Genomic DNA, 21202 nt, shown 5'->3' with positions numbered 1-21202 from the left:
CGCCGCCTTACTCCCCCGGGTAACGTACGCCGAGCGCGGCGCGCGCCGCATCGGTCATCGCGATCATCCGCCGCGAATGATCGTGCGTCATCACCGGGCTTTCGGTCTGCCCCGCGCGCAGCAGGTCGCAGAAATGCGCGGTCTCGTAGTTGAGGCCGCCGCCGTCGAACGGCGCGTCGAGCTCGACCACCCGGCCGTCCGCATAGCAGATCGTCGCGCGCGCCGGATTCCACCATTTCTCGTGGATCGTCACGTGCCCGCCCGCCGCGGCCAGCAGCGCGTCGCCGCGCCCCATCACGTCGAGCCCGCAGAAGAGCTGCGCGATGCCGCCGTTCGCGTGGCGGCTGTTGAGGCTCGCGAACACGTCGACGCCCGTCGCGCCGACCCGCCCCAGCGTCTGCACGTCGAGTGGCGCGCCGAGCCAGTCGACCGCGAGAAACGTCTCGTAGATGCCGATGTCGAGCAGCGCGCCGCCCGCCTGCTCAAGGCGATAGACCGGATGGTCGCCGGGCACGCTCGATGACGCGCAGCCGGCCCTCACGAGGCGGATCTCGCCGATCGGGTCATCGCGCAGATGCGCGCGCAGCTTGCGGTACAGCGGGAAAAACGGCGGCTTCATCGCCTCCATGAACAGCCGGCCGGCGTCGCGCGCCGCACGCAGCACGGTCTCGAGCTGCGCGGCATTGAGCGTCGCGGGCTTTTCGCACAGCACGGCCTTGCCGGCCGCAAGCGACGCCAGCGCGTATTCGGCATGACTGTCATGGAGCGTTGCGATGTAGATCGCATCGACATCGCTCGCGAGGAGCGCGTCGAGACTGGCGGCGGGCGTGCCGCCATGGGTGGCGCAGAAGGCCGCCGCGGCGTCGGCGCGACGCGCCCAGACGCCTGCCAGCGCGGCGCCCGGTACGTGCGCAAGGCTCTGCGCGAAGCGGCGCGCGATGCTGCCTGCGCCGACGATGCCGAAGCGCACCGCGCGTGATTCGAGGTCTTTCATCCGGATCATCCGTGTCGGTCGTGAGACGATGGCCGACGTCATGCCGGCCGGGCGTCATGATAAACGGCAAGCCGCCGACCGGATGAACGGAATGCGCCGGGTCAGGCTCGCACCGGCACGTCGACGGAGAAGTCCCGGGAGATTTCGTCGGCGCTGAAGTCGATCAGCGCGAGCGACGCCGCCTCGGCCTCGCGCGGATCGCGGCGCTCGATCGCGTCGACCACGCGCGCGTGCGCCTTGAGCGCCACGTCGTGCGCGCCCTCCTTCTGCACGACCCGCGGATTCACGAGCCGCACCGCGCCGCGCACGATCGCCGCCATTTGCTGAAAGAACTGATTGCCGCTCGCGTGGACGATCCGCGTATGCAGCAGTTCGTCGGCCGCGTCGTAGCCGGGGTCGCCCGGCTGCAGCACCTTGAATGCCTCGAACGCCTCGCGAATGCCGGCGACCTCGGCCGCGCTCGCGCGCACGGCCGCCTGCGCGGTCGCGCGCGGCTCGATCAGCATCCTGAATTCGATGACGTCGCGCATGAACTGCGGATCGGGTTTCGCCCGAAACCGCCAGCTCACGACGTCCTCGTCGATCATGCGCCAGTCGCGCATGGGCCGAACGCGCGTACCGACTTTCGGACGGACGTCGAGCATGTCGCGCGCCAGCAACATCGACAATGCCTCACGCATGACCGTGCGGCTCACGTCGAATTCCTTCGACAGCACATCCTGCGGCGGCAAAATGCCGCCGTACTTGTCCTCGACGATGCCCGCGACAAGTCCATCCATCACTTTGGCGACCAGTGACCGGTCTTTGCCCTGCTCCATGACACCTCCCCGTGCGTCGATTTGCGAATACCTGCTCCGCAGTTCCGCCGGCCCTGGTTACGACTGTTCTTATGATCTATAAGTTGATGAGTTTCGAGGCCGTTACGCTATCTGGTAAACACCTGACAGGGTTATCCCTCTTAGTTTCGGCGGGGATTTATAAGGCATCCAAAAAAGCCCGGGAAGCGCTCTGCGCTTGCCGGGCCGCGATTTTAAACAAGATTTGAACATGCAGTGCATTACGCACTGCTTTTCATTTCTTACAAACGTCGGGATAAACGATAGTCTCGACGCCGTTCTCCGTGCCGAGCAGGCACAGGTTCGCGCCGCGCGCCGCGAACAGGCCGACCGTCACGACGCCCGGCCATGCGTTGACCTCCGCTTCGAAGCCGCGCGGATCGGTGATCTGCAGGCCCTTCACGTCGATGATCTCGTTGCCGTTGTCGGTGACGTACGGCGCGCCGTCCTTCGTCACGCGCAGCACCGGCACGCCGCCGGCCGCCGTCACGCGCCGGCCGATCGCGGTGCGCGCCATCGGCACCACTTCGATCGGCAGCGGGAATGCGCCGAGCACCGGCACGCGCTTGCTCGCGTCGGCGATGCACACGAACGTGTCGGCCACCGACGCGACGATCTTCTCGCGCGTCAGCGCGCCGCCGCCGCCCTTGATCATCGCGCCGCTCGCGTCGATCTCGTCCGCGCCGTCGACGTACACCTGCAGCGATTCGACGTCGTTCAGGTCGAACACCGTGATGCCGAGCGCCTTCAGGCGCTCGGTCGTCGCGACCGAGCTGGACACCGCGCCGCGATAGCGCGACTTGACGGCGGCCAGCGCGTCGATGAAGCAGTTGGCGGTCGAGCCGGTGCCGACGCCGATCACCGCACCCTCCGGCACGTTCTGGATCACGTAATCGGCCGCGGCCTGGCCGACGAGGCGTTTGAGTTCGTCTTGAGTCATGGGAGAAAAATGCTGCTGGATTGCGGAAAACCGCCAGTTTACCGGAGTCGGGCGCCTATTCGCGCGTTTCGGGCCGCGACGCGCTCAGGGTGCGCCGGAAGCCGCGCCGTCTTCCGCCGGCGCCTGGCCCGGAAAGTACTTGTCGAGCAGCGCCTGCGCGATCGCGTCGCTCTCCGAGTCCGGGTTGCCTGCATGGTCGGACGGCCGGAAATGCATCTGGAACGCGGCGAACACGCGGCGCGTACGCTCGTCGAGCACGCCGTCCGTCGGCACGTCGTAGCCGTAGCGCGCCAGCTTGAGCTGCAGCCCGCGCACGTCGACCGCCGCATGCGGATCGCGGCCGGCCAGACGCGCGGCGACCGTCGCGTCGTCCGGCCATGCGCCGACGCCGGCCTGCGCGAGCGCGCGCCACGGGAACGCCGGCCCCGGGTCGATCTTGCGTTGCGGCGCAATGTCGCTGTGCCCGACGACGCGCGTCGGCGCAATCGCGTAGCGCGCGACGATGTCTTGCGACAGGCGGATCAGCGCATCGACCTGCTCGGGCGGATACGGCTGCCAGGTGCGGCCCTGCGGCGTGTCGATCGGGCCGCCGTTGACGTTCTCGATGCCGATCGACGCCGCATTCAGCTCCGTCGCGCCCTGCCATGCGCTGACGCCCGCATGCCACGCGCGCTGCGCTTCCGGAACGAGCTGATAGACGACCGGCTTGCCCCATTCGATGCGCGGCTGCGCCGGCACGACGTAGTGCGCGCTGACCGCGTCGCCCGTCAGCGTGCGCAGCGATTGTACTTCTCCGCTCTCGGTGTAGTGCATCACGAGAAAGCGGATGCGCGCATCGGCGCCCTGCGCGTGATGGCTCGTATCGGCGAAGTACGTGCCGCGCCCGACGAGCGACGGGGACGTGCACGCGGCCAGCATGCAGAGGCCGGCGCAGAATGCGCCGCGAATGAAAAGTCTCATGGATCGGCATCCGGAGGAACGGCGTGCGCCATTCTATCGAGTCCGCCGCGCACAGTCGCCGTCCCGGACGAGACGCGCCGCGTCCCGTCAACGGAACCGGATCAGGTCATCGACTTGTCATAGGCAGGCGTTCCCGCGACAATCGGCGTCCGCCGACGCGCAGCGACGCGCTCCCGACACCGACACCGACACCGACACCGACAAAGCGATACGCGCGAGCGTCGCGACACTGAGAGAACCACGATGGAAAGAATCTGGCTGAAGTCCTACCCCGAGGGCGTTCCCGCGACCGTCGATCCCGATCGCTACCCATCGCTCGCGCACCTGCTCGACGAGTCGTTCGCGACGTTCGCGGCGCGCAACGCGTATGCGTGCATGGGGCGCACGATGACCTACGCGGAACTCGACACGTACTCGCGCCATCTCGGCGCATGGCTTCAACAGCGCGGGCTGCGCAAAGGCGCGCGTGTCGCGGTGATGATGCCGAACGTGCTGCAGTATCCGGTCGCGGTCGCCGCGGCGCTGCGCGCAGGCTTTACCGTCGTCAACGTCAATCCGCTCTATACGCCGCGCGAACTCGAGCATCAGCTCCGCGATTCGGGCGCGGAGGCGATCGTCGTGCTCGAGAACTTCGCGACGACGCTGCAGCAGGTGATCGCGCGAACCGACGTCCGGCACGTCGTCGTCGCGTCGCTGGGCGACCTGCTCGGCCCGGTCCGGGGCATGGCCGTCAACTTCGTCGCCCGCCGCGTGAAGAAGCTGGTGCCGCCGTACCGCCTGCCCGGCGCGACGCCGTTTCGCACGGCGCTGCGGGACGGCGCACGGCAGCCGTTCCAGCCCGCCGCGCTGAATCACGACGACGTCGCGTTCCTGCAATACACGGGCGGCACGACCGGCGTGTCGAAAGGCGCGACGCTCACGCATCGCAACGTGATCGCGAACATCCTGCAGAACGACGCGTGGAGCCAGCCGGCGCTGCGCAAGGCGCCGCAGATCGACGCGCTCGTGACCGTCTGCGCGCTGCCGCTCTATCACATCCTCGCGCTGAACGCGTGCATGCTGATGGGCGCGCGCTGGGGCGCGATGAACCTGCTGATTCCGAATCCGCGCGACGTCGACGGGTTCGTCAAGGAACTGTCGCGATATCGCGTGAATTTCTTCCCGGGCGTGAACACGCTGTTCAACGCGCTGCTCAATCATCCCGGGTTCGCCTCGCTCGATTTTTCCGGACTGCGAATCACGCTCGGCGGCGGGATGGCCGTGCAGGAGGTCGTCAGCACGCGCTGGATGAAGACGACCGGCTGCCCGATCCTCGAAGGCTACGGCCTGTCGGAGACGTCGCCCAGCGTGACGCTGAGTCCCCCGACGCTCGACGCGTTCACCGGCACGATCGGCCTGCCGGTGCCGTCGACCGACATCGCGCTCCTCGGCGAGAACGACGAACCCGTTGCGCAAGGGCAGCCCGGCGAGATCGCGATCCGCGGCCCGCAGGTGATGGCCGGCTACTGGAACCGCCCCGACGAAACCGCGAAAGTGATGACGCCCGACGGCTTCTTCAAGTCGGGCGACGTCGGCGTGATGGACGAGCACGGCTTCGTGCGCATCGTCGATCGCAAGAAGGACATGATCCTCGTGTCGGGCTTCAACGTGTATCCGAACGAGATCGAAGGCGTCGTCGCCGCGCATCCGGGCGTGGTCGAATGCGCGTGCGTCGGCGTGCCGGATTCGAATTCGGGCGAAGCGGTGAAGCTGTTCGTCGTGCGACGCGATCCGGCGCTCACCACGGAATCATTGATGGCTTATTGCAAGAAGGAATTCACGGGCTACAAGAAGCCGAAGTACATCGAGTTCCGCGACAGCTTGCCGAAGTCCAATATCGGCAAGATCCTGCGGCGGGAGCTGCGGGACGAGCACGGTCAGACTGCGTAATTGCGCAGGGGCCCGCTCCGGACACGGACCGGCCCTTTCGGATGACCATCAAAAAAGGCGGCATCGTCACCGATGCCGCCCGCTTCAGGCCCGTCGTCCGGCCGGGTCGACCGGCGGTCGACGCGAGGACGTCAGCACGTCACGCCTTCACGCGCCGCTGCCGCACCGCTTCATACAAACACACACCGCTCGCGACCGACACGTTCAGGCTTTCGACGCTGCCGGCCATCGGAATGCTCATCACTTCGTCGCAGGTATCGCGCGTGAGCCGGCGCATGCCCTCGCCTTCCGCACCCATCACGAGCGCGACCGGGCCGTCGAGTTTCGTATCGTAGAGCGTTGCCGACGCTTCGTCCGACGTGCCGATGATCCACACGCCGGCCTCCTTCAGCTCGCGCAGCGCGCGCGCAAGGTTCGTCACCGTGATGTACGGCACCGTGTCGGCCGCGCCGCTCGCGACCTTCGCCGCCGTCGCGTTCAGGCCGACCGCGCGGTCGCGCGGCGCGATCACCGCGTGCGCGCCGGCCGCATCGGCCACGCGCAGGCACGCGCCGAGGTTGTGCGGATCGGTGACGCCGTCGAGCACGAGCAGCAGCGCCGGGCCCTGGATGCCGTCGAGCAGCTCGGACAGGTTCTGCGCGAGCGGAATGTCCTCGACGCGTGCGACGACGCCCTGATGGCGCTCGGTGTGCGCGAGCCCCCACAGGCGCGTCTCGTCGGCCGCGATCAGCCGCACGCCCGCTTCCTTCGCGGCGTGCAGGAAATCCTGCATGCGGCGGTCGCGGCGCGTCTGGTCGTACAGCACCTCCGCAACCGTCGACGCATCGTGCCGCAAGCGTGCGGTCACCGCATGAAAACCGTAAAGAACCTTCAGACGTGACATGACTGGAACAACCTTCGATCAAACGCGCGGCCGCGCGACGCGCACGGCCGCAATCCATGGAAAAGGAAAGCGCCGCGCGCCCGGCCCACGACCGGTCACGCGGCGTCTCTCGATGCCGCCGGGGCGGCGCTCGCGCGCCGCCCGTCGTTCAGTACTTCTTGCGGGCGCGCGCCTTCTTCGCGGCCGGCTTCGCCGATGCGCCCTTCTTCTTCGCGGCGGCGCGCGCCGCCCGCACTTCCTTGACGGCCACGCTCGGCGCGCTCGCGGCCTTCTTGCCGCGCGCCGGCTCGTCGGCCGGCGGCAGCGCGCGCACGCGCGGGCCGCCGCGATCCGCGCCGGCGGCCACGGGTGCCGCCGCCGGACGCGGCGCCTTCACCGGCGTGTCGCGCACCAGCCGGAAATCGATCTTGCGCGCGTCGAGGTCGACGCGGCTCACCTGCACGCGCACCCGGTCCGACAGGCGATAGCGGATGCCGGTGCGCTCGCCGCGCAGCTCGTTCTTGATCTCGTCGTACTGGAAGTAGTCCGAGCCGAGCTCCGTGACGTGCACGAGGCCTTCGATGAACAGCGTGTCGAGCTGCACGAAGATGCCGAACGACGTGACGCCGTTCACCATCCCGCCGTATTCCTCGCCGAGCTTGTCGCGCATGAAGTAGCACTTGAGCCACGCCTCGACGTCGCGCGACGCCTCGTCCGCGCGCCGCTCGTTCGCCGAGCAGTGCAGCCCGAGCTCTTCCCAGATCGCGGTGTTCGTCGTGCGCGAGCGATTGCGCGCCTCGTCGTCGGCCTGCTGCATCGCGCGGGCGCGCGGCGACAGCGCGGTGTTCAGCGCGACGCCGTCCGGCGCCTTCGGCACGTACTTCTTGCCGGACAGGATCGCGTAGATCGCGCGGTGCGTGAGCAGGTCAGGATAGCGGCGGATCGGGCTCGTGAAGTGCGCATAGGCTTCGTACGCGAGACCGAAGTGGCCGATGTTGTCCGGGCTGTAGACCGCCTGCTGCATCGAGCGCAGCAGCATCGGCTGCAGCATCTGCGCATCGGGCCGGTCGCGGATATGCGCCATCAGCGCCGCATAGTCGCTCGCGTGCGGCGTGTCGCCGCCGCCGAGCGTCAGCCCCATGCCGCGCAGGAACGCGCGCAGGTTCTCGAGCTTCTCCGCGGTCGGCCCCGCGTGCACGCGGTACAGGCCCGGATGCTTGTTGCGCTTCAGGAAGTCGGCCGCGCACACGTTCGCGGCCAGCATGCACTCCTCGATCAGCCGGTGCGCGTCGTTGCGCTGGCGCGGCAGGATCTGCTCGATCTTGCCCTGCGTATTGCAGACGATGTACGTCTCGGTCGTATCGAAGTCGATCGCGCCACGCTTTTGCCGCGCGGCGAACAGCGCCTTGTAGACGCCGTACAGGTTCTGCAGGTGCGGCAGCAGCTCGGCGCGGCGCGCGGCCTCCGGCCCCTTCGTGTTCGCGAGCACCGCCGCGACTTCCGTGTACGTGAGGCGCGCGGCCGAATGGATCACGGCCGGGTAGAACTGATAGGCCTTGATCTCGCCGCGCGCGGTGATCACGATATCGCACGCGAGCACGCAGCGATCGACCTGCGGATTCAGCGAGCACAGCCCGTTCGACAGTTTCTCCGGCAGCATCGGAATCACTCGGCGCGGGAAATACACCGACGTGCTGCGCTCGACCGCGTCGCCGTCGAGCCCGCTGCCCGGCTGCACGTAATGCGACACGTCGGCGATCGCGACGATCAGGCGGAAGCCGTCGCCGCGGCCGACCTTGACCGGCTCGCAGTAGACCGCATCGTCGAAGTCGCGCGCGTCCTCGCCGTCGATCGTGACGAGCGGCACGTCGCGCAGGTCGACGCGGAACCGCAGGTCGGCGGGCCGCACCTTGTCCGGCAGCGCGGCCGCGTCGTCGAGCGCGGGCTGGCTGAATTCATGCGGCACGCCGTACTTGCGCACCGCGATCTCGATCTCCATGCCGGGATCGTCGATGTCGCCGAGCACTTCGACCACGCGGCCGAGCGGCTGCGAATGCCGGCTCGGGAAGTCGGTCAGCTCGACGACGACGACCTGCCCGACCTTCGCCTTCTTCACGTTCTGCGTGATCAGGATGTCGTGGCCGATGCGCTTGTCTTCGGGCGCGACGATCAGCGCGCCGTTCTCGTTGAGCAGGCGGCCGATCACGCGCTTGTTCGCGCGGTCGGTGACCTCGACGACATGGCCTTCCGGCCGGCCGCGCCGGTCGTAGCCGACGATCCGCGCGAGCACGCGGTCGTTGTGCATCACCTTCTGCATCTCGCCGTTCGGCAGGAACAGGTCGTCCTGGCCGTCGTCGCGGATCACGAACCCGTAGCCGTCGCGATGGCCCTGCACGCGCCCGGCGACGAAGTTCGACGGATGGGTCAACTGGTAATGGCCGCGTTTGTCGAGCCGGATCTGGCCGTCGCGCTCCATCGCGGCGACGCGCCGGAAGAACCCTTCGCGCTCCTGGCGCTTGATCGACAGTGCCTCGGCGATGTCGTTCGCGGCGAGAGGCGCGTCGCTCGTACGCAGCACGCCGAGAATCTCTTCACGGCTCGGGATGGGGTACGGATATTTGCTCAAGGGCTTGTCGATGGTTGTTCTCGTTGCGATGGCTGATGGTGCGCGGCATCAATACGACCATGCCGATTTAGGCATGTCTATATTGTTGGCGGCCATTCTAACACCCGGCCGTGTCGCGAACGATGCGGACGCGTCGCGTTCGCCCGCCGGCCGGGCCGGTTCGATGCATTGCAAAAAAGTGTTGACATGAATAAATGGGGCGCTATAATTGCGTTCTTTCGCGATGCAGCACCAAGCGAAACGTGCCCAGGTGGCGGAATTGGTAGACGCACTAGGTTCAGGTCCTAGCGGTGGCAACATCGTGGAGGTTCGAGTCCTCTCCTGGGCACCATCTGTTTTCAAAAAGGTCGGCTTCTAGCCGGCCTTTTTCATTTCTGGCCCAGGAAGCAAAGCGCCTGCGCGCTTTGCGTGAGGACTCGAAAGGCTGCGCTTGCAAGCGCAGCCGGGGTCGCGCCCGCGTGACCGAGTCCTCTCCTGGGCACCATCTGTTTTTTGAAAGGCCGGCTATATGCCGGCCTTTTTCATTTCCGTGCCCTGTGTTCGCAATATCACGCACGAAGTACTCGTTCACGTTTGCACCCAGCGCGTCTTCGTCGCCACCCTTACCCCGGACGTCGATCATGTCGACGAGCGTTACGTAGTCCTTGCCGAGCAACGCTCGCGCCGCAGCGTTCTGCTGGTTACCGGCCACCACCTTCAGACTCAGGAGATCAGGCCGGCCTCGAACGTCGACGCAGGAATGTAATCACCGTCGTAGTAGCCCCCATCTTAGCGCCGGACTCCACGGAGATCGCACCTCAACGCCCCAGCCCAGCTTCCCGATGGTTGCGATGGCCGACACCGAATCCTCGAACCACGCACAGATATTTTTCACCGACACCGAAATGGTATTGACAGCCCCTGCGGACCCGCTATAATTGCATTCTTTCGCGATGCAGCACCAAGCGAAACGTGCCCAGGTGGCGGAATTGGTAGACGCACTAGGTTCAGGTCCTAGCGGTGGCAACATCGTGGAGGTTCGAGTCCTCTCCTGGGCACCAACATAGGGTCCAACGCGATCCACTGAAGTCCAAAGAAACCCCGAAAACCCCCGAGTTTCCGGGGTCTTCTGTTTTCTGGCATCCACTGAGAACCACCTCTAGCCAGCCTCCAAGTAGTACATTAGCCAGTACATTGAAAGTTCGAGTTCGTTCCCAATGTACTAGGAGCGCTGGCATGCCGCTAACCGTCAAGGAAGTCGACGCTGCAAAGCCGTCGACCAGAGAGTACACACTCAAGGATCGCGACGGCCTGTTCCTCTTCGTTGCCCAGACCGGCATCAAGAGTTGGCACTTCCGCTACAGCTTCGCCAAGAAGCAGCGACGCATTTCGTTCGGTACGTATCCTGATATATCACTGCAACGCGCACGCGAACTTACCGGAGCAGCACGAACACAAGTTGCAAACGGCATCGACCCTTCCGTACAGCGACCACGTGATGGCAGTAACCGCGCAGCGGACGACGACACATTCAGCACTGCAGCCGAGCGCTGGTTTAAGGGCAAACAGGACGCGGGACGCTCCGCCTCCACACTCGACAAAATGCGCACCTATCTCGACAAGGACATCCTGCCAGAACTGGGTAAAAACCGAGTGCCCGACATTACGCGCGCGGACTGCGTACGCGTTCAAGAGCGCTTCGAGAGACGAGACGCGCTCAACGTCGCCAAGAAGGCTCGTGGTTGGTTGCGCGAAATTTTCAGTCAAGCCATCGCCCGTGGGCAGTGCGAGTACAACCCTGCATCGGAATTGAAAGTCATCGCCAAGGAAGCGCCCAAAGCCAAGCCCTATCCTCATCTACTGGAACCCGAGCTGCCCAATTTCTTGAAAGCGCTCGACCTATCCACTAGCCGGGTGGTCGCCCGCGTTGCAGCGTGGATGACGATCTTGACCGCGAGTCGTCCCGGTATGGTGCGTTACGCCGAATGGACTGAGCTTGATCTCGACGGAGGTCTTTGGACCATCAATGCCGCCAAGATGAAGATGCGCCGCGCCCATGTCGCGCCCCTTCCCAAACAATTGATCAAGGCTCTCAAAGAACTTCAGAGGGTCACAGGCAGTCATCGCTACCTGTTCCCCGGCATCGGTACCAAAAACGAGATCATCAGCGAAAACACTATCAACCTCGTTTTTTCAAAAATCGGGTACAAGGGCCGCATGGTCGGGCATGGAGCGCGGCATACCGCAAGCACGCTGCTGCGAGAACACGGCTGGAACCGCGACCACGTAGAAACGCAACTTTCCCACCTCGAGGGCGGCGTGGCCGGCGATTACAACCATGCCATGTATCTGCCGCAACGCAAGGCAATGATGCAATGGTACGCTGACTACCTAGACGCTCTAAAAGGTGGCCCGCTATCTGCCGACTTAGCGGCAAAGTTCGCGAAACGAGTCAATGTCTACGTTCGCCATCATGGCAACCCCAGTGTTACCAAATAGTGCCTTTGATCGAGGGACGTTTCCCGTCTAGCGTGCTTCACGTTCTCGAACTTTCTGAAGGGAACGCGGCCATGGCGTTGCAATTGGTCATTCCGAAGACGAGTCACACGAACGAAGTTATCGGCGCACGTCGCGCGGAATTCGATCTTGCGGCAAGCATCTGGACCATCCCTGCCGAACGTATGAAGGCGAAGCGGGAACATCGCGTGCCGCTCTCCACCGAGTCAGTGAAGCTGATCAGGCCTTTGCTCGAAGCTGGTATGGGTGAGTTCGTGTTTCCGGCCAGCAGGGCTGGCACACACCTATCGAACATGGCCATGCTCCAGCTCCTCAAGCGGATGGAACGTGAGGATCTGACGGTGCATGGGTTCCGCTCCACGTTCAAGGATTGGGCGCGCGAAACCACTGACTATCCACGGGAAGTATCCGAGGCGGCCTTGGCACACGTCATCGGAGACCAGACCGAAGCCGCGTATGCCCGGGGAGATCTGTTCATGAAGCGAGCCAACCTCATGCAAGATTGGGCCGACTACGTGACAGGTCATGTGGCGCTTCACTCCGTTGCTCCCGAGCCCGCAGCATTGGCTGTTTCGTGATCGTGAAAACTACCGCCGACTTCCACGTCGGCGGTAATACGAGCGACGAAATAAATCACGGCAGCGATGGATGACATCGATCAGAGGCGGTCCGCAAGCACACTTTCCGGTGTCAACACAGGAAGGTCCAACACTGCGGCCTTGTAGGCCAAGAGCTGATCCGATGGCACATCGTATCGACGCAGCCAGCGGTCGCCAGCAGCAGGACTCTTGTACAGCGCGGCTTGCGTACCGCCGAGACCAATCTGCAATTGCCATAGCGAATCGACGCGAACGTCTTTCAGCGCATGGTTGGCGATCACGTAGTTCGCCGGCAACACGGGCGCCCCCTTCTCCTCGACGGACGCGCCCGACTCCGGCCGCGGGCCGGCCTGAATTGCAACACCGCCGTCCAGGTCGTAGAACGCAAACCAATCGCGTGGCAATTCATTGCGCAGCGCTGCGATGCCCCCCACTTTCTCGAGCATCTGCTGGTTGATCGCGGTCAGCCAACTGACGGTCTTCAATTTGTCGCGCAGATGCAGGGCATTCTGGATCGGGTCCCCCACATCCAGACCGCTGAAGCGCGTGGATAACCAATATTCGGTCGGTGTATTGGGTTCCGGCTGCGCGTAGCTGAGATTCGCCGCGTAACCGGCGTATCCGCTTGAAACCTTCAAGCGCCGCGCACATTCCACAAAGAGCTGCTGGAACACCGCGGGATGCTCGGCGACGTGCAACACCGGCATGGAGAACGTCAGCGCGTTCGTGCCGTAATCGGGATGCTGCTCCTGCCGAGCGGTCAAGCCGCTTACCCGAAACTCCCAAAAGCTGGCGTCGATGGCCTTCTCGCCCGACGTCACATAGACGCCCAGCCCCTCATTCGGTTTGCCAACCGTGAACACCTTGGGATCGAGTTTGCCGTTCTTGAGCGCCATCTCCCGTTTTCCGTCCTGCCATAACCAGGTGAGTCGATCGCCGGCCACCGCTGAGTAGGCCTCGAAACACTGTGCGATCTCGTTCCGAACAGCAGGATCGGCCGCATGTGGGAAAAACAATGCGGCGCGGATCACCAGCACAGCGCCGATGTAGTCGTGCGGCATGCGCGGCTCCAGCAATGCGCCCTGTATGAGCGCATCCTTCTGGTGAGCACGTGCCCATTCGATGAAATGTGGATCAGCCATGTCAGTCAGGGAACGATAGGGATAGGTGGCACCGGCAAGCCCCATCCCGGGGTGCCCGGCGCGGGCCGCTGATTCAGGAGCGTCTTCATCTGACGCTCAAGCGAATCCAGCATGTCGGACATCGGACTCGTCGCCGGTTCCTCCTCCCCTGCCCGCTTCCTGCTGCATCCGCACGTCGCCGGGTCGAGCACGGTCACCGTGGCGTTGCGTCCCGCGATCCGGCGGTAGTCCCTCAATTGTGCCGCATCGCGCGGATCGGGCGGGAACTTCATCTCGACGACCGATCGAAGATTATCCTGCGTCGGCGGCTTCATCGGGTCCTTGACGATCACCACATCGGGACGACGGATGTTGCCAACACCCGGCTCGTAGCCCTTGCGCCCGCCCGGCCAATATTTCTCGATCCAGCCTGCCAGGTAACCGTGCGGTTCGAGCGCGTTGGACGAACTCATAATCGGCGACGGCGGCGAGTCGTCCATGTTGTAGTTGATCTCCGGCTTGTAGGGGCTTTGAAAGTTCATCGCCGCGTCGCGCTCCTTGAGCTTGCGACGCACGCATTGCTGCTTGAGCGATTGGCCCTTCAGCCCGACATCGGGCTCGTCGTTGCACTGACAGATGGCCCCACACAAAACGGCCCGATCCTTCGGAGTGAGATCGTTGTCGAGTTGAACGATCGTGGTCTGGCCTTCGCCCGGTGCCATACCACCGGACACCCCGCCACTACCGTAATCGCTCACGATGCCGACGGGCCGTGCCCGAAGAGCAGCGAAGCCGGCTCGTCAGCTTGGTGCCATTGCGTGTAGCCATTGCTGTCCGTCACACCGGACATCATCTCGCCGCTCGATGTGCGCAACGTGTAGGCATGGCCCTTCGCCGGAGCGCCAGTGGCCGAATCCAGCACTTGAAAACGGCCACGAAACGCGCGCGACGATGGATCTTTTTCATAGACCGCCGTCGTACCACCCATTGGAATGCCGGCGCCGCCTGTGATCTCGGCCGTCGAATTGTGCTGTGAGGCGATCAGCTGAGCACCGCATGCCGTTTTATCACCCTCGGTCGCCGGCGGACGTCCGTCGAAGGTCATTCCTAGCGGTTTAGTGCTGACAATCGGAAAGACGCCACCGCAGCGCGGACACGAAACCATGTCCCCCAGCATCGCCATCGGCTTTCCGTCCATCATGTCGTTACGCGAGCACTTCTGCACGACGCCACCGTGCGATGTGCGGTCGCCTTCCCGGATAAATGCGAACCCCATCGATTCACTCCATTGAATGAGAGGGGTTGCTACTTTACCTCAGACGATTGGTACACAACGCGGTTTTGTCAAAATTTGAGAATGGCTATCGCAAGCACTCAAGCAAAGACGCTTCATTCGAGGGTCACGTTCCGCTGGATCTCGGCCGATGATTCGATGCGGCATAGATTGAAAAAAGTATCCGTATAGGCGGTTGATACCGACGTTCTCTGCCACATCGCAAAAGTTGGGCACGCTAAAATCGTGTGTTGCTCGGCGGACGCGTTTGCCCCACAAGGGGCACCGGCATTTCCGAAAAGCGGTCACTCGAGTCGAGTCCGGGAACGCGAACCAACCATCAACTTTCCATCCCTTGAAGCTTGGCAATGTCATTCACGAGAATTCCCAACTTCTGGAAAATTGCGAGAAGCTCGTCCATTGAATGAAATTCGGGACGCGGATATGGCGGTCGATGTGGCTCAGCGCCCGAATACAACGCAGCCGCATGCGACAGTACGGCAAGTGTTCCTCGTTCGGTTCCGGCGCCGAAAGTAACGCTGAAGTCCGTTTCAACGCTGCGTCGCCCCTGAAGGATGAATCGGAGCGTCACGCCAGGCATTAGTTCATGCAATTGCAAAACCGTACCTGGTCCTGGGAGCTTGGAAAGGTTCATCCGGCCACCCGCTGCTGCGACGATTTCTGGGGCTCGCACTGCCAACGGGCGCTCCTCAAGCCGCAACGGATGCTCAACACAGATCTCATAGTATCGGGCGGACGCCCCGCACCGAGTCACGAAGGAAAGAAAGTCTGGCGTGAAATTCATCGCTTGTTTTCGACAGTCCATCAACGGAGCCAGCCACGATTGTGCAGCACTTTTCGGCATGGGGGTCGAATGGCCGAAAGTGTCCGCACTCGGTCCGACCATGCCGAAACGCGAGCAGGCACGGACAGATGGGGCCTGAAAATAGTGATCAACTCGCCGCTGATGAAGGCGAGCGGCCGCTTAAATGACCGGCCTCATTGATTGCTCAAGGGAACCCATTGGCCGTTCCGCGACATCTCGGTACCCCACGCCAGATGCTCAGAATTGGAGCATTGGATCTAGAGTGATCCATGAGTACGAATACTCGTCAAGTCATCCTCACTACGTTTATTGCAGGTGAACGTCTTGTGCAGGCCAAGCGAAATGCATGGCATCTCGACATCCATTCGCGCGCATTTCGCCGTCTTCCGTCATCGTTCTTTGAACTCGCTCACAGTGCACGCAACATCGGCGAATTAGATAGAATGATCCACTCTGGAAACGCTTCCTTCATTCCGTGTCGGCATCGCGCAATACCTAGGGTTCGATGAGCGTCGTACCTGTCGGGCAAGGAGTATCTGTGCATCGCTGAAGTCAAGAAGGTAGAAAAATGGATAAGACCAAACATGAGCATACGAGGGCTTTCAATCTCGCGGTCCCAGTGATCATCAGACCGCGCATTCCTAACCGGCTCATATCCCACAGTGTGGGCAAGCGCATCGATTCGAACCCCGTTCTTGCGCAAACGAGCGAGCCACCGATTTCCGCAGTGTCACGCGCGAGATCAGGCACCCGCTATGATTCGCTCCCGGCCTACGAGCGACAGCGCATCGATCCATAGCCACTCCACATCCCTCTGCGGACCTCTCCACGTGCTCCCGTTCGGCGGCAGCACTATAGGGTCGTGCCGCGCTCCGGATTGGTGACGGTATCGCGCATCGGTTTGCCTTCCCATACCAGTCACCCCCAACCCGCGCCACCGAGCGCCAAGGAGTGACTGCTATGCCGCGTCTCATCGAGCCCAATGCGCCCGCCGACGAACTCGTCGAACACTGCATCCTCCGCCGCAAGGACGTCGAACGCCGTACCGGCTTCAAGCGTTCGCACATCTACAACCTCATGCATCAGGGCAAGTTTCCCCGAGCGATTCCGCTGGGCGCCCGTGCCGTCGGCTGGGACTCGAGGGAAATCGATCAATGGATCGAAGAACGCAAGCAGCAACGCGCTTGACGACGCGCACAAGGTGATAGGCCATGCTTGTCGTCTCCCTGATTTCCACCAAGGGCGGGGTCGGTAAAACGACGACGGCCGCCAATCTGGGCGGCTTCGCCGCCGACGCGGGGCTGCGGGTGCTGCTGCTCGATCTGGACGTGCAACCCACGCTATCGAGCTACTTCGCCGTGAAGGCGCGCGCCGAGGCCGGCGCCTACGAATTACTCGCGTTCAACGAAACGGATACCGACCAGCTCATTTCGCGCACGGCCATCACTGGGCTCGATCTTATCCTGTCCAATGACGACCGCGGCCAGTTGAGTTCGCTGCTGCTACATGCGGCCGACGGACGGCTTCGCCTGCGCCATCTGCTGCCGGCGTTCCGTCCGCACTACGACTTGATGTTGATCGACACGCAAGGCGCACGCAGCGTGCTGCTCGAAGCTGCCCTGCTCGCGTCGGACCTCGCGCTGTCGCCCGTCACACCGGAACTCCTGTCCGCCCGCGAATTCCGGCGCGGCACGCTGCGATTGCTGGAGGACATCGCGCCGTACCGACACCTGGGTATCATGCCGCCGCCGTTGCATCTCTTGATCAATCGCATGCCGGCCGTGTCGCGCAACGCACGCCTCATCCGGCAAACGCTGCGCGACCTCTTCGTGGCACGGACTGACGTGCGCGTGCTCGCCACCTGCGTTCCCGCGCTCGAAGCGTATCCGCGCGCGTCCACGCTGGCGCTGCCCGCCCATCGTGTCGAATATCGCGCACCGTCCGGCCGTGTCGCGTCCTCCGCACTCGCTACGATGCACGCGGTGAGCGACGAGCTCTTTCCTGCCTGGCGCGAGCGCTTCCATCAGCTCGCGAATCGGCTGGCGCAATCCGCCACGGACAAGGACTGACGTCCATGGCCGCGCTCACGCCCGACGACATGGCCGCGAAGCTGCTCGCCGACGGCTTTGAGCGCAGCGGCCCTGTGGCGTCCGCGTTGACCGATCCGATCGCGGACACACCCATGATCGTGACGCTGGAGCAGTTGCGGCCCTACGAACTCAATCCGCGCGTGACGCGCAATCCGCGCTACGACGATCTGAAGGCGTCGATCCGTGAACGCGGACTGGATGCGCCACCGGCGATTACGCGCCGGCCGGGCGAGGCCCATTACATCATTCGCAACGGCGGCAATACACGCCTCGCGATCTTGAACGAGCTGTGGACCGACACGCACGACGAACGTTTCTTCCGCATCCCGTGCCTGTTTCGTCCGTGGTCACCGCGCGGCGAGATCGTCGCGCTTACCGGCCACCTCGCCGAGAATGAATTGCACGGTGCGCTCACGTTCATCGAACGTGCGCTCGCGGTGGAAAAGGCCCGCGAGTTGTACGAGCAGGAAAGCGGCACGCCGCTCTCGCAATCGGAACTGGCCCGGCGGCTTACCGGCGATGGTTATCCCACGCCACAGCCTCACATTAGCCGCATGCAGGAAGCCGTGCGTCATCTGCTGCCGGCCATCCCGACGTTGCTCTATGGCGGTCTCGGCCGACCGCACGTCGAAAGGCTCGTCGCTTTGCGTCGCGCGGCGGCACGCACGTGGGAGCAGCGCGGCGGCGAGGGCGCGGAGTTCGCCGCGGTGTTCCAGGAGGTGCTCGCACTCTTCGACGGCGACGTCGGCAGCTTTGCCGTGCAGCGCATGCAGGATGAATTGATCGGGCAGATGGCCGAACGGCTCGGCGTGGATTACGACGCGCTGAGCCTGGACCTCGAGGAATTCGAGACACGGCAGCGTGCCCTCGCCCGGGAACCGGCCGCACCACCGGACACCGCTTCGCCCCACGCCCGAAAAGCCTCACCGTCGCCCGACGCGAGCCCCCCTTCAACGACGGCCGTTTCCTCTACGGGCGATGCTGCCGCGCCACCACCGATGGCGCCATCGCCTTCGACGCCCACCAACACACAGCCATCGTCCGTGCCAAACGACGATGCCGGGTCTGTGCAGCAGCACGTGGTATCGCCGGCACCCGACACGGGACGATTGCAAGCGCTCCGACAACTGGTCGCCGAGCATACCGGCGACGACACGCCTTCCGATTTCGCCACGACGGTGATTCAGGCTGTGCCCGTGCAAGCAGGCGGGCTCTATCCGATTTCGGACGTATGGGCGATCGCGCCCACGCTCGACGATCCGCTGCCCTTACGCACCCACATCGCACAACTCGCGCGCGAGATCGCCGCCGAAGCCGACATGGATGCCTGTGTGGTCGCGACCGACCAGGGCATCGGCTACCGCATCGACGAGACGCACGCGCACCGCACGTCACCCTTGCCGTTCTTCGCACGCGCGGTGCGCGGACTGCTGCTCGCCCTCACGGTGGTGGCCCCGGACGTTCCCACCACCTCGGCGGAATCGGCCTTGGCCAGTCTGCGCCTGGCCGACGATCTGGCTCCCTTGCTACTGGGCGGCACCGTCGCGCATCCGCTGACGCGTCTGAGCGATGCCGCCCTCGTGAAACTGTATCGACTGGTACGTCTCGCCCGCCGCCTGCGCGATCATCTCAACGCTCCACCCGGCGCAGCGGAAGGCACGCATGGAGCATCCTGATGTCGGCACCCCACCCGTTGAACCAGGCCGTGATCGCCCAGGCCCTGCATGATCTTCGCCACGGTCAACTGCGCCGCTGCAAAGCCATGGGCTTTGGCGACGACGCGCTCGAAGCGCTGAAGCACCCGGAGATGGTAAGTCTCCTGGTCAATGCGTCGGTGGCCTGGTGCAAGGTCCAGGTCAATGGCGACGTGCTACGCCGTCTGCTGCATCAGGCTCGCGACGTCGAACAGGAAATCGAAACCGTCGACCGCATGCTCCGGCTCGGCGCGAGCACAGAGATGGTGAGTCAATTCTACGGTCTCACGCATCAGGAAGTCGCCCTGCGTCGCGACATGCTCGGCATGCCCAAGCGCAAGGGCCGCTGGCCCGTCCTCAGTGAGATACAAGAGAAAGCGGTGTGGGAACACTGGCAACCGCGCATCGAGGCCGACGGCGTTGATCCGCGTGACGATAGGACGATGCTGGACCTGTGCATGGACACCGCCGAAGCCCTGAGCCTACCCATGGCGGTCCTCTGGAACGTGATGCAGGGATGGATTGCCGAAGGGCTCGTATAAACCATGGTGGCACGCCCCTCCGACCCGTCTGGCGAACCAGCGGCACGGTTGGGTGACGCCGTTCTGTTCAGCGGCAACCGGCATGAGACCGTGCCGCGCGCGCTCTTTCTCGATCGCCGGCTGACGCCGCTCGAACGCAACGCGTGGCAGGTGATCCGCTTGCAACTGCAACGCGACGGCATCACCGCGTTTCCCACCTACGACGAACTTGCACCGTATCTCGCGTCGATGCCCTGCACGACCAAGGCGTCGTCAGAGACGGTCGCCCGCGCCTTGACCATCCTGCGACTGACGCGATGGCTGAGCCTCGTCCAGCGTCGCCGCGACAAACCGACCGGGCGCCATCAGGGCAATCTGTACGTGCTGCACGACGAGCCGCTCTCGTCCTTCGAAGCCATCCAGCTCGATGTGGAATACCTCGACCTCATCGGCCGCGCGCTCACTCATGCGAGCAAGGCGATCCGATCAGTCGGCTACCACGTTCTCGAAGAAGTGACGACCGACCCGCTGCTATCCGGTTGCGTCCTGCCGACGCGGTTGCAGATCATCACGCAACGATTGACGCAACAGGGTCTGCACGACGATGCCAACGACACAGCGCCGCAAGCGCGCAGTTATCCACAGCACGCATCCGAAGACGGTGACGCACGCCGTCTTCGGATTCTCGATGACCGGCCTTCGGATTCCGAACACGGTCGAAAACCCGCGCCCAAAGACCGTCTTCGGAATCCGAACGCGGACCGTACAGTACGTATAAAACCCTCTTCTGATGTACTTACTCCTGTACCGCGCGCGCGTGACGCGCTGCGCCTGCCAGCGCGCTTCGCGACATTGCGCGCCGAGCAGCAAAACGGCGCGCTGGCGGCGCTGCAACAGGTCGATCCGTCACTACGCCAAGCGGTGCTCGACGAATGGCAGGCGCGGCTCGATACACACGCCGTGCGCAAGCCCGCCGGCTATCTGTTCGGCATTATCGGCAAGGCGCTGCGTGGCGAGTTTCAGGCGTGGTGCGCACCATCAAGCCATTCACCGGCCTCTGCACCACCGGCCATCACAACGCAGGCCGCGCGTCCGGCCGATGCCGACATCGTGCAGCAACACCTCGCGCACCTTCGTGCGCTCTTGCGTTTGCCGCCGGACGATGCTGGATGATCGTCGCGTCTCGCAGGGGTTCCATAACGGACCATGGGAGGCTATACCACTGGTATAGCTTTGCGGGTGACGAGGCACACCCATGCCGATGGCTCGGCATGGCCCCTTCGCGCCACCGACGTTCTATCAGCGCAACGCCCATTCCATCGTGATCCGCCAGAGGCTATACCACTGGTATAGCTAGGCAGTCCCTGCCGTCCCATGCGTGTTCCGGTACGCGTTCGCACGTTGCCCGCGCAAACCAGTCGGCGCGCTCGCCGGT

19 protein-coding genes and 2 tRNA genes are annotated in these 21202 nt (G+C 64.0%); 11 read left to right on the top strand and 10 right to left on the bottom strand.

Going from position 1 to position 21202, the window contains the following annotated elements:
• Positions 1 to 7 precede the first annotated feature (7 nt).
• The 4 genes from KY49_RS07020 to KY49_RS07005 all read right to left on the bottom strand — a co-directional run bounded on the left by KY49_RS07020 (position 8) and on the right by KY49_RS07005 (position 3730).
• Positions 8 to 994, bottom strand: a complete 987-nt coding sequence (locus tag KY49_RS07020) for a Gfo/Idh/MocA family protein (protein ID WP_042584607.1) — start codon at positions 992 to 994, stop codon at positions 8 to 10.
• A 101-nt stretch (positions 995 to 1095) separates the two neighbouring features.
• The gene (locus tag KY49_RS07015; RefSeq protein WP_042583935.1) at positions 1096 to 1812 is read right to left on the bottom strand and encodes a FadR/GntR family transcriptional regulator; all 717 of its coding nucleotides are present in this window, start codon (positions 1810 to 1812) and stop codon (positions 1096 to 1098) included.
• Between the two features lie 253 nt (positions 1813 to 2065).
• Positions 2066 to 2770, bottom strand: a complete 705-nt coding sequence (gene rpiA, locus KY49_RS07010) for a ribose-5-phosphate isomerase RpiA (RefSeq protein WP_042583934.1) — start codon at positions 2768 to 2770, stop codon at positions 2066 to 2068.
• A gap of 84 nt (positions 2771 to 2854) precedes the next feature.
• Positions 2855 to 3730 (bottom strand): N-acetylmuramoyl-L-alanine amidase, encoded by an 876-nt coding sequence (locus tag KY49_RS07005; RefSeq protein ID WP_042583933.1) that lies wholly within the window; start codon positions 3728 to 3730, stop codon positions 2855 to 2857.
• A gap of 243 nt (positions 3731 to 3973) precedes the next feature.
• On the opposite strand from KY49_RS07005, the gene KY49_RS07000 reads away from it, so the two are divergent.
• On the top strand, positions 3974 to 5659 hold the full coding sequence (locus KY49_RS07000) for a long-chain-fatty-acid--CoA ligase (protein ID WP_042583932.1): 1686 nt from the start codon (positions 3974 to 3976) through the stop codon (positions 5657 to 5659).
• A 139-nt stretch (positions 5660 to 5798) separates the two neighbouring features.
• On the opposite strand, the gene rlmB is transcribed toward KY49_RS07000, so the two are convergent.
• Positions 5799 to 6542 (bottom strand): 23S rRNA (guanosine(2251)-2'-O)-methyltransferase RlmB, encoded by a 744-nt coding sequence (gene rlmB, locus KY49_RS06995; protein ID WP_010098287.1) that lies wholly within the window; start codon positions 6540 to 6542, stop codon positions 5799 to 5801.
• Between the two features lie 148 nt (positions 6543 to 6690).
• On the bottom strand, positions 6691 to 9147 hold the full coding sequence (rnr, locus tag KY49_RS06990) for a ribonuclease R (protein WP_042583931.1): 2457 nt from the start codon (positions 9145 to 9147) through the stop codon (positions 6691 to 6693).
• A gap of 244 nt (positions 9148 to 9391) precedes the next feature.
• On the opposite strand from rnr, the gene KY49_RS06985 reads away from it, so the two are divergent.
• From KY49_RS06985 to KY49_RS06965, 5 genes are all read left to right on the top strand, one after another.
• Positions 9392 to 9478, top strand: a tRNA-Leu gene (locus tag KY49_RS06985).
• Positions 9479 to 9655: 177 nt separating this feature from the next.
• Positions 9656 to 9892 (top strand): hypothetical protein, encoded by a 237-nt coding sequence (locus KY49_RS38445; protein ID WP_042583930.1) that lies wholly within the window; start codon positions 9656 to 9658, stop codon positions 9890 to 9892.
• A 208-nt stretch (positions 9893 to 10100) separates the two neighbouring features.
• Positions 10101 to 10187: transfer RNA gene (locus KY49_RS06975), tRNA-Leu, on the top strand.
• A gap of 175 nt (positions 10188 to 10362) precedes the next feature.
• Positions 10363 to 11625 (top strand): tyrosine-type recombinase/integrase, encoded by a 1263-nt coding sequence (locus KY49_RS06970; protein WP_042583929.1) that lies wholly within the window; start codon positions 10363 to 10365, stop codon positions 11623 to 11625.
• Between the two features lie 71 nt (positions 11626 to 11696).
• On the top strand, positions 11697 to 12221 hold the full coding sequence (locus KY49_RS06965) for a tyrosine-type recombinase/integrase (protein WP_231636351.1): 525 nt from the start codon (positions 11697 to 11699) through the stop codon (positions 12219 to 12221).
• Positions 12222 to 12301: 80 nt separating this feature from the next.
• On the opposite strand, the gene KY49_RS06960 is transcribed toward KY49_RS06965, so the two are convergent.
• From KY49_RS06960 to KY49_RS36955, 4 genes are all read right to left on the bottom strand, one after another.
• Positions 12302 to 13384, bottom strand: coding sequence for a type VI immunity family protein (locus KY49_RS06960; protein ID WP_042583928.1), 1083 nt, complete (start codon positions 13382 to 13384; stop codon positions 12302 to 12304).
• Between the two features lie 5 nt (positions 13385 to 13389).
• Positions 13390 to 14085 carry a VRR-NUC domain-containing protein gene (locus tag KY49_RS06955; protein WP_042583927.1) on the bottom strand — a complete coding sequence of 232 codons (696 nt, stop codon included), beginning with the start codon at positions 14083 to 14085 and terminating at the stop codon, positions 13390 to 13392.
• A 32-nt stretch (positions 14086 to 14117) separates the two neighbouring features.
• Positions 14118 to 14639, bottom strand: coding sequence for a PAAR domain-containing protein (locus KY49_RS06950; protein WP_042583926.1), 522 nt, complete (start codon positions 14637 to 14639; stop codon positions 14118 to 14120).
• 337 nt (positions 14640 to 14976) lie between these two features.
• Positions 14977 to 15441: a hypothetical protein gene (locus KY49_RS36955; protein ID WP_156162449.1), complete on the bottom strand. Its 465-nt coding sequence runs from the start codon at positions 15439 to 15441 to the stop codon at positions 14977 to 14979.
• 981 nt (positions 15442 to 16422) lie between these two features.
• Between KY49_RS36955 and KY49_RS06945 the strand changes: the two genes are divergently transcribed.
• Genes KY49_RS06945 through KY49_RS06925 form a run of 5 tightly spaced genes read left to right on the top strand, consistent with a single transcriptional unit; the run spans position 16423 to position 20940 of the window.
• Entirely contained in the window at positions 16423 to 16650 is a 228-nt protein-coding gene (locus tag KY49_RS06945) for a helix-turn-helix transcriptional regulator (protein WP_015601714.1), read from the top strand.
• A gap of 23 nt (positions 16651 to 16673) precedes the next feature.
• Positions 16674 to 17531, top strand: coding sequence for a ParA family protein (locus tag KY49_RS06940; RefSeq protein WP_042583925.1), 858 nt, complete (start codon positions 16674 to 16676; stop codon positions 17529 to 17531).
• A 5-nt stretch (positions 17532 to 17536) separates the two neighbouring features.
• Entirely contained in the window at positions 17537 to 19228 is a 1692-nt protein-coding gene (locus tag KY49_RS06935; protein ID WP_042583924.1) for a ParB family protein, read from the top strand.
• Positions 19228 to 19788: a DUF2857 domain-containing protein gene (locus KY49_RS06930; protein ID WP_042583923.1), complete on the top strand. Its 561-nt coding sequence runs from the start codon at positions 19228 to 19230 to the stop codon at positions 19786 to 19788. The genes KY49_RS06935 and KY49_RS06930 overlap by 1 nt, the downstream gene beginning before the upstream one ends.
• Positions 19789 to 19791: 3 nt before the next feature.
• Complete coding sequence (locus tag KY49_RS06925; protein ID WP_042583922.1) at positions 19792 to 20940, top strand: STY4528 family pathogenicity island replication protein; 1149 nt, start codon at positions 19792 to 19794, stop codon at positions 20938 to 20940.
• Positions 20941 to 21202: the final 262 nt, after the last annotated feature.

The sequence above is a fragment of the Burkholderia sp. MSHR3999 genome, assembly GCF_000833595.1.
Lineage (GTDB): Bacteria > Pseudomonadota > Gammaproteobacteria > Burkholderiales > Burkholderiaceae > Burkholderia > Burkholderia ubonensis.
This window is presented reverse-complemented; position numbering and strand designations above follow the sequence as displayed.

Coding starts and splice junctions, on each gene's coding strand:
- KY49_RS06970 (WP_042583929.1), top strand. CDS start 10,363: ATGCCGCTAACCGTCAAGGAAGTCGACGCTGCAAAGCCGTCGACCAGA.
- KY49_RS36955 (WP_156162449.1), bottom strand. CDS start 15,441: ATGAATTTCACGCCAGACTTTCTTTCCTTCGTGACTCGGTGCGGGGCG.
- KY49_RS06945 (WP_015601714.1), top strand. CDS start 16,423: ATGCCGCGTCTCATCGAGCCCAATGCGCCCGCCGACGAACTCGTCGAA.
- KY49_RS06965 (WP_231636351.1), top strand. CDS start 11,697: ATGGCGTTGCAATTGGTCATTCCGAAGACGAGTCACACGAACGAAGTT.
- KY49_RS38445 (WP_042583930.1), top strand. CDS start 9,656: ATGCCGGCCTTTTTCATTTCCGTGCCCTGTGTTCGCAATATCACGCAC.
- KY49_RS07005 (WP_042583933.1), bottom strand. CDS start 3,730: ATGAGACTTTTCATTCGCGGCGCATTCTGCGCCGGCCTCTGCATGCTG.
- rpiA (WP_042583934.1), bottom strand. CDS start 2,770: ATGACTCAAGACGAACTCAAACGCCTCGTCGGCCAGGCCGCGGCCGAT.
- KY49_RS07000 (WP_042583932.1), top strand. CDS start 3,974: ATGGAAAGAATCTGGCTGAAGTCCTACCCCGAGGGCGTTCCCGCGACC.
- KY49_RS06955 (WP_042583927.1), bottom strand. CDS start 14,085: ATGGCACCGGGCGAAGGCCAGACCACGATCGTTCAACTCGACAACGAT.
- KY49_RS06925 (WP_042583922.1), top strand. CDS start 19,792: ATGGTGGCACGCCCCTCCGACCCGTCTGGCGAACCAGCGGCACGGTTG.
- KY49_RS06940 (WP_042583925.1), top strand. CDS start 16,674: ATGCTTGTCGTCTCCCTGATTTCCACCAAGGGCGGGGTCGGTAAAACG.
- KY49_RS06935 (WP_042583924.1), top strand. CDS start 17,537: ATGGCCGCGCTCACGCCCGACGACATGGCCGCGAAGCTGCTCGCCGAC.
- KY49_RS06950 (WP_042583926.1), bottom strand. CDS start 14,639: ATGGGGTTCGCATTTATCCGGGAAGGCGACCGCACATCGCACGGTGGC.
- KY49_RS07020 (WP_042584607.1), bottom strand. CDS start 994: ATGAAAGACCTCGAATCACGCGCGGTGCGCTTCGGCATCGTCGGCGCA.
- KY49_RS06960 (WP_042583928.1), bottom strand. CDS start 13,384: ATGGCTGATCCACATTTCATCGAATGGGCACGTGCTCACCAGAAGGAT.
- KY49_RS06930 (WP_042583923.1), top strand. CDS start 19,228: ATGTCGGCACCCCACCCGTTGAACCAGGCCGTGATCGCCCAGGCCCTG.
- KY49_RS07015 (WP_042583935.1), bottom strand. CDS start 1,812: ATGGAGCAGGGCAAAGACCGGTCACTGGTCGCCAAAGTGATGGATGGA.
- rlmB (WP_010098287.1), bottom strand. CDS start 6,542: ATGTCACGTCTGAAGGTTCTTTACGGTTTTCATGCGGTGACCGCACGC.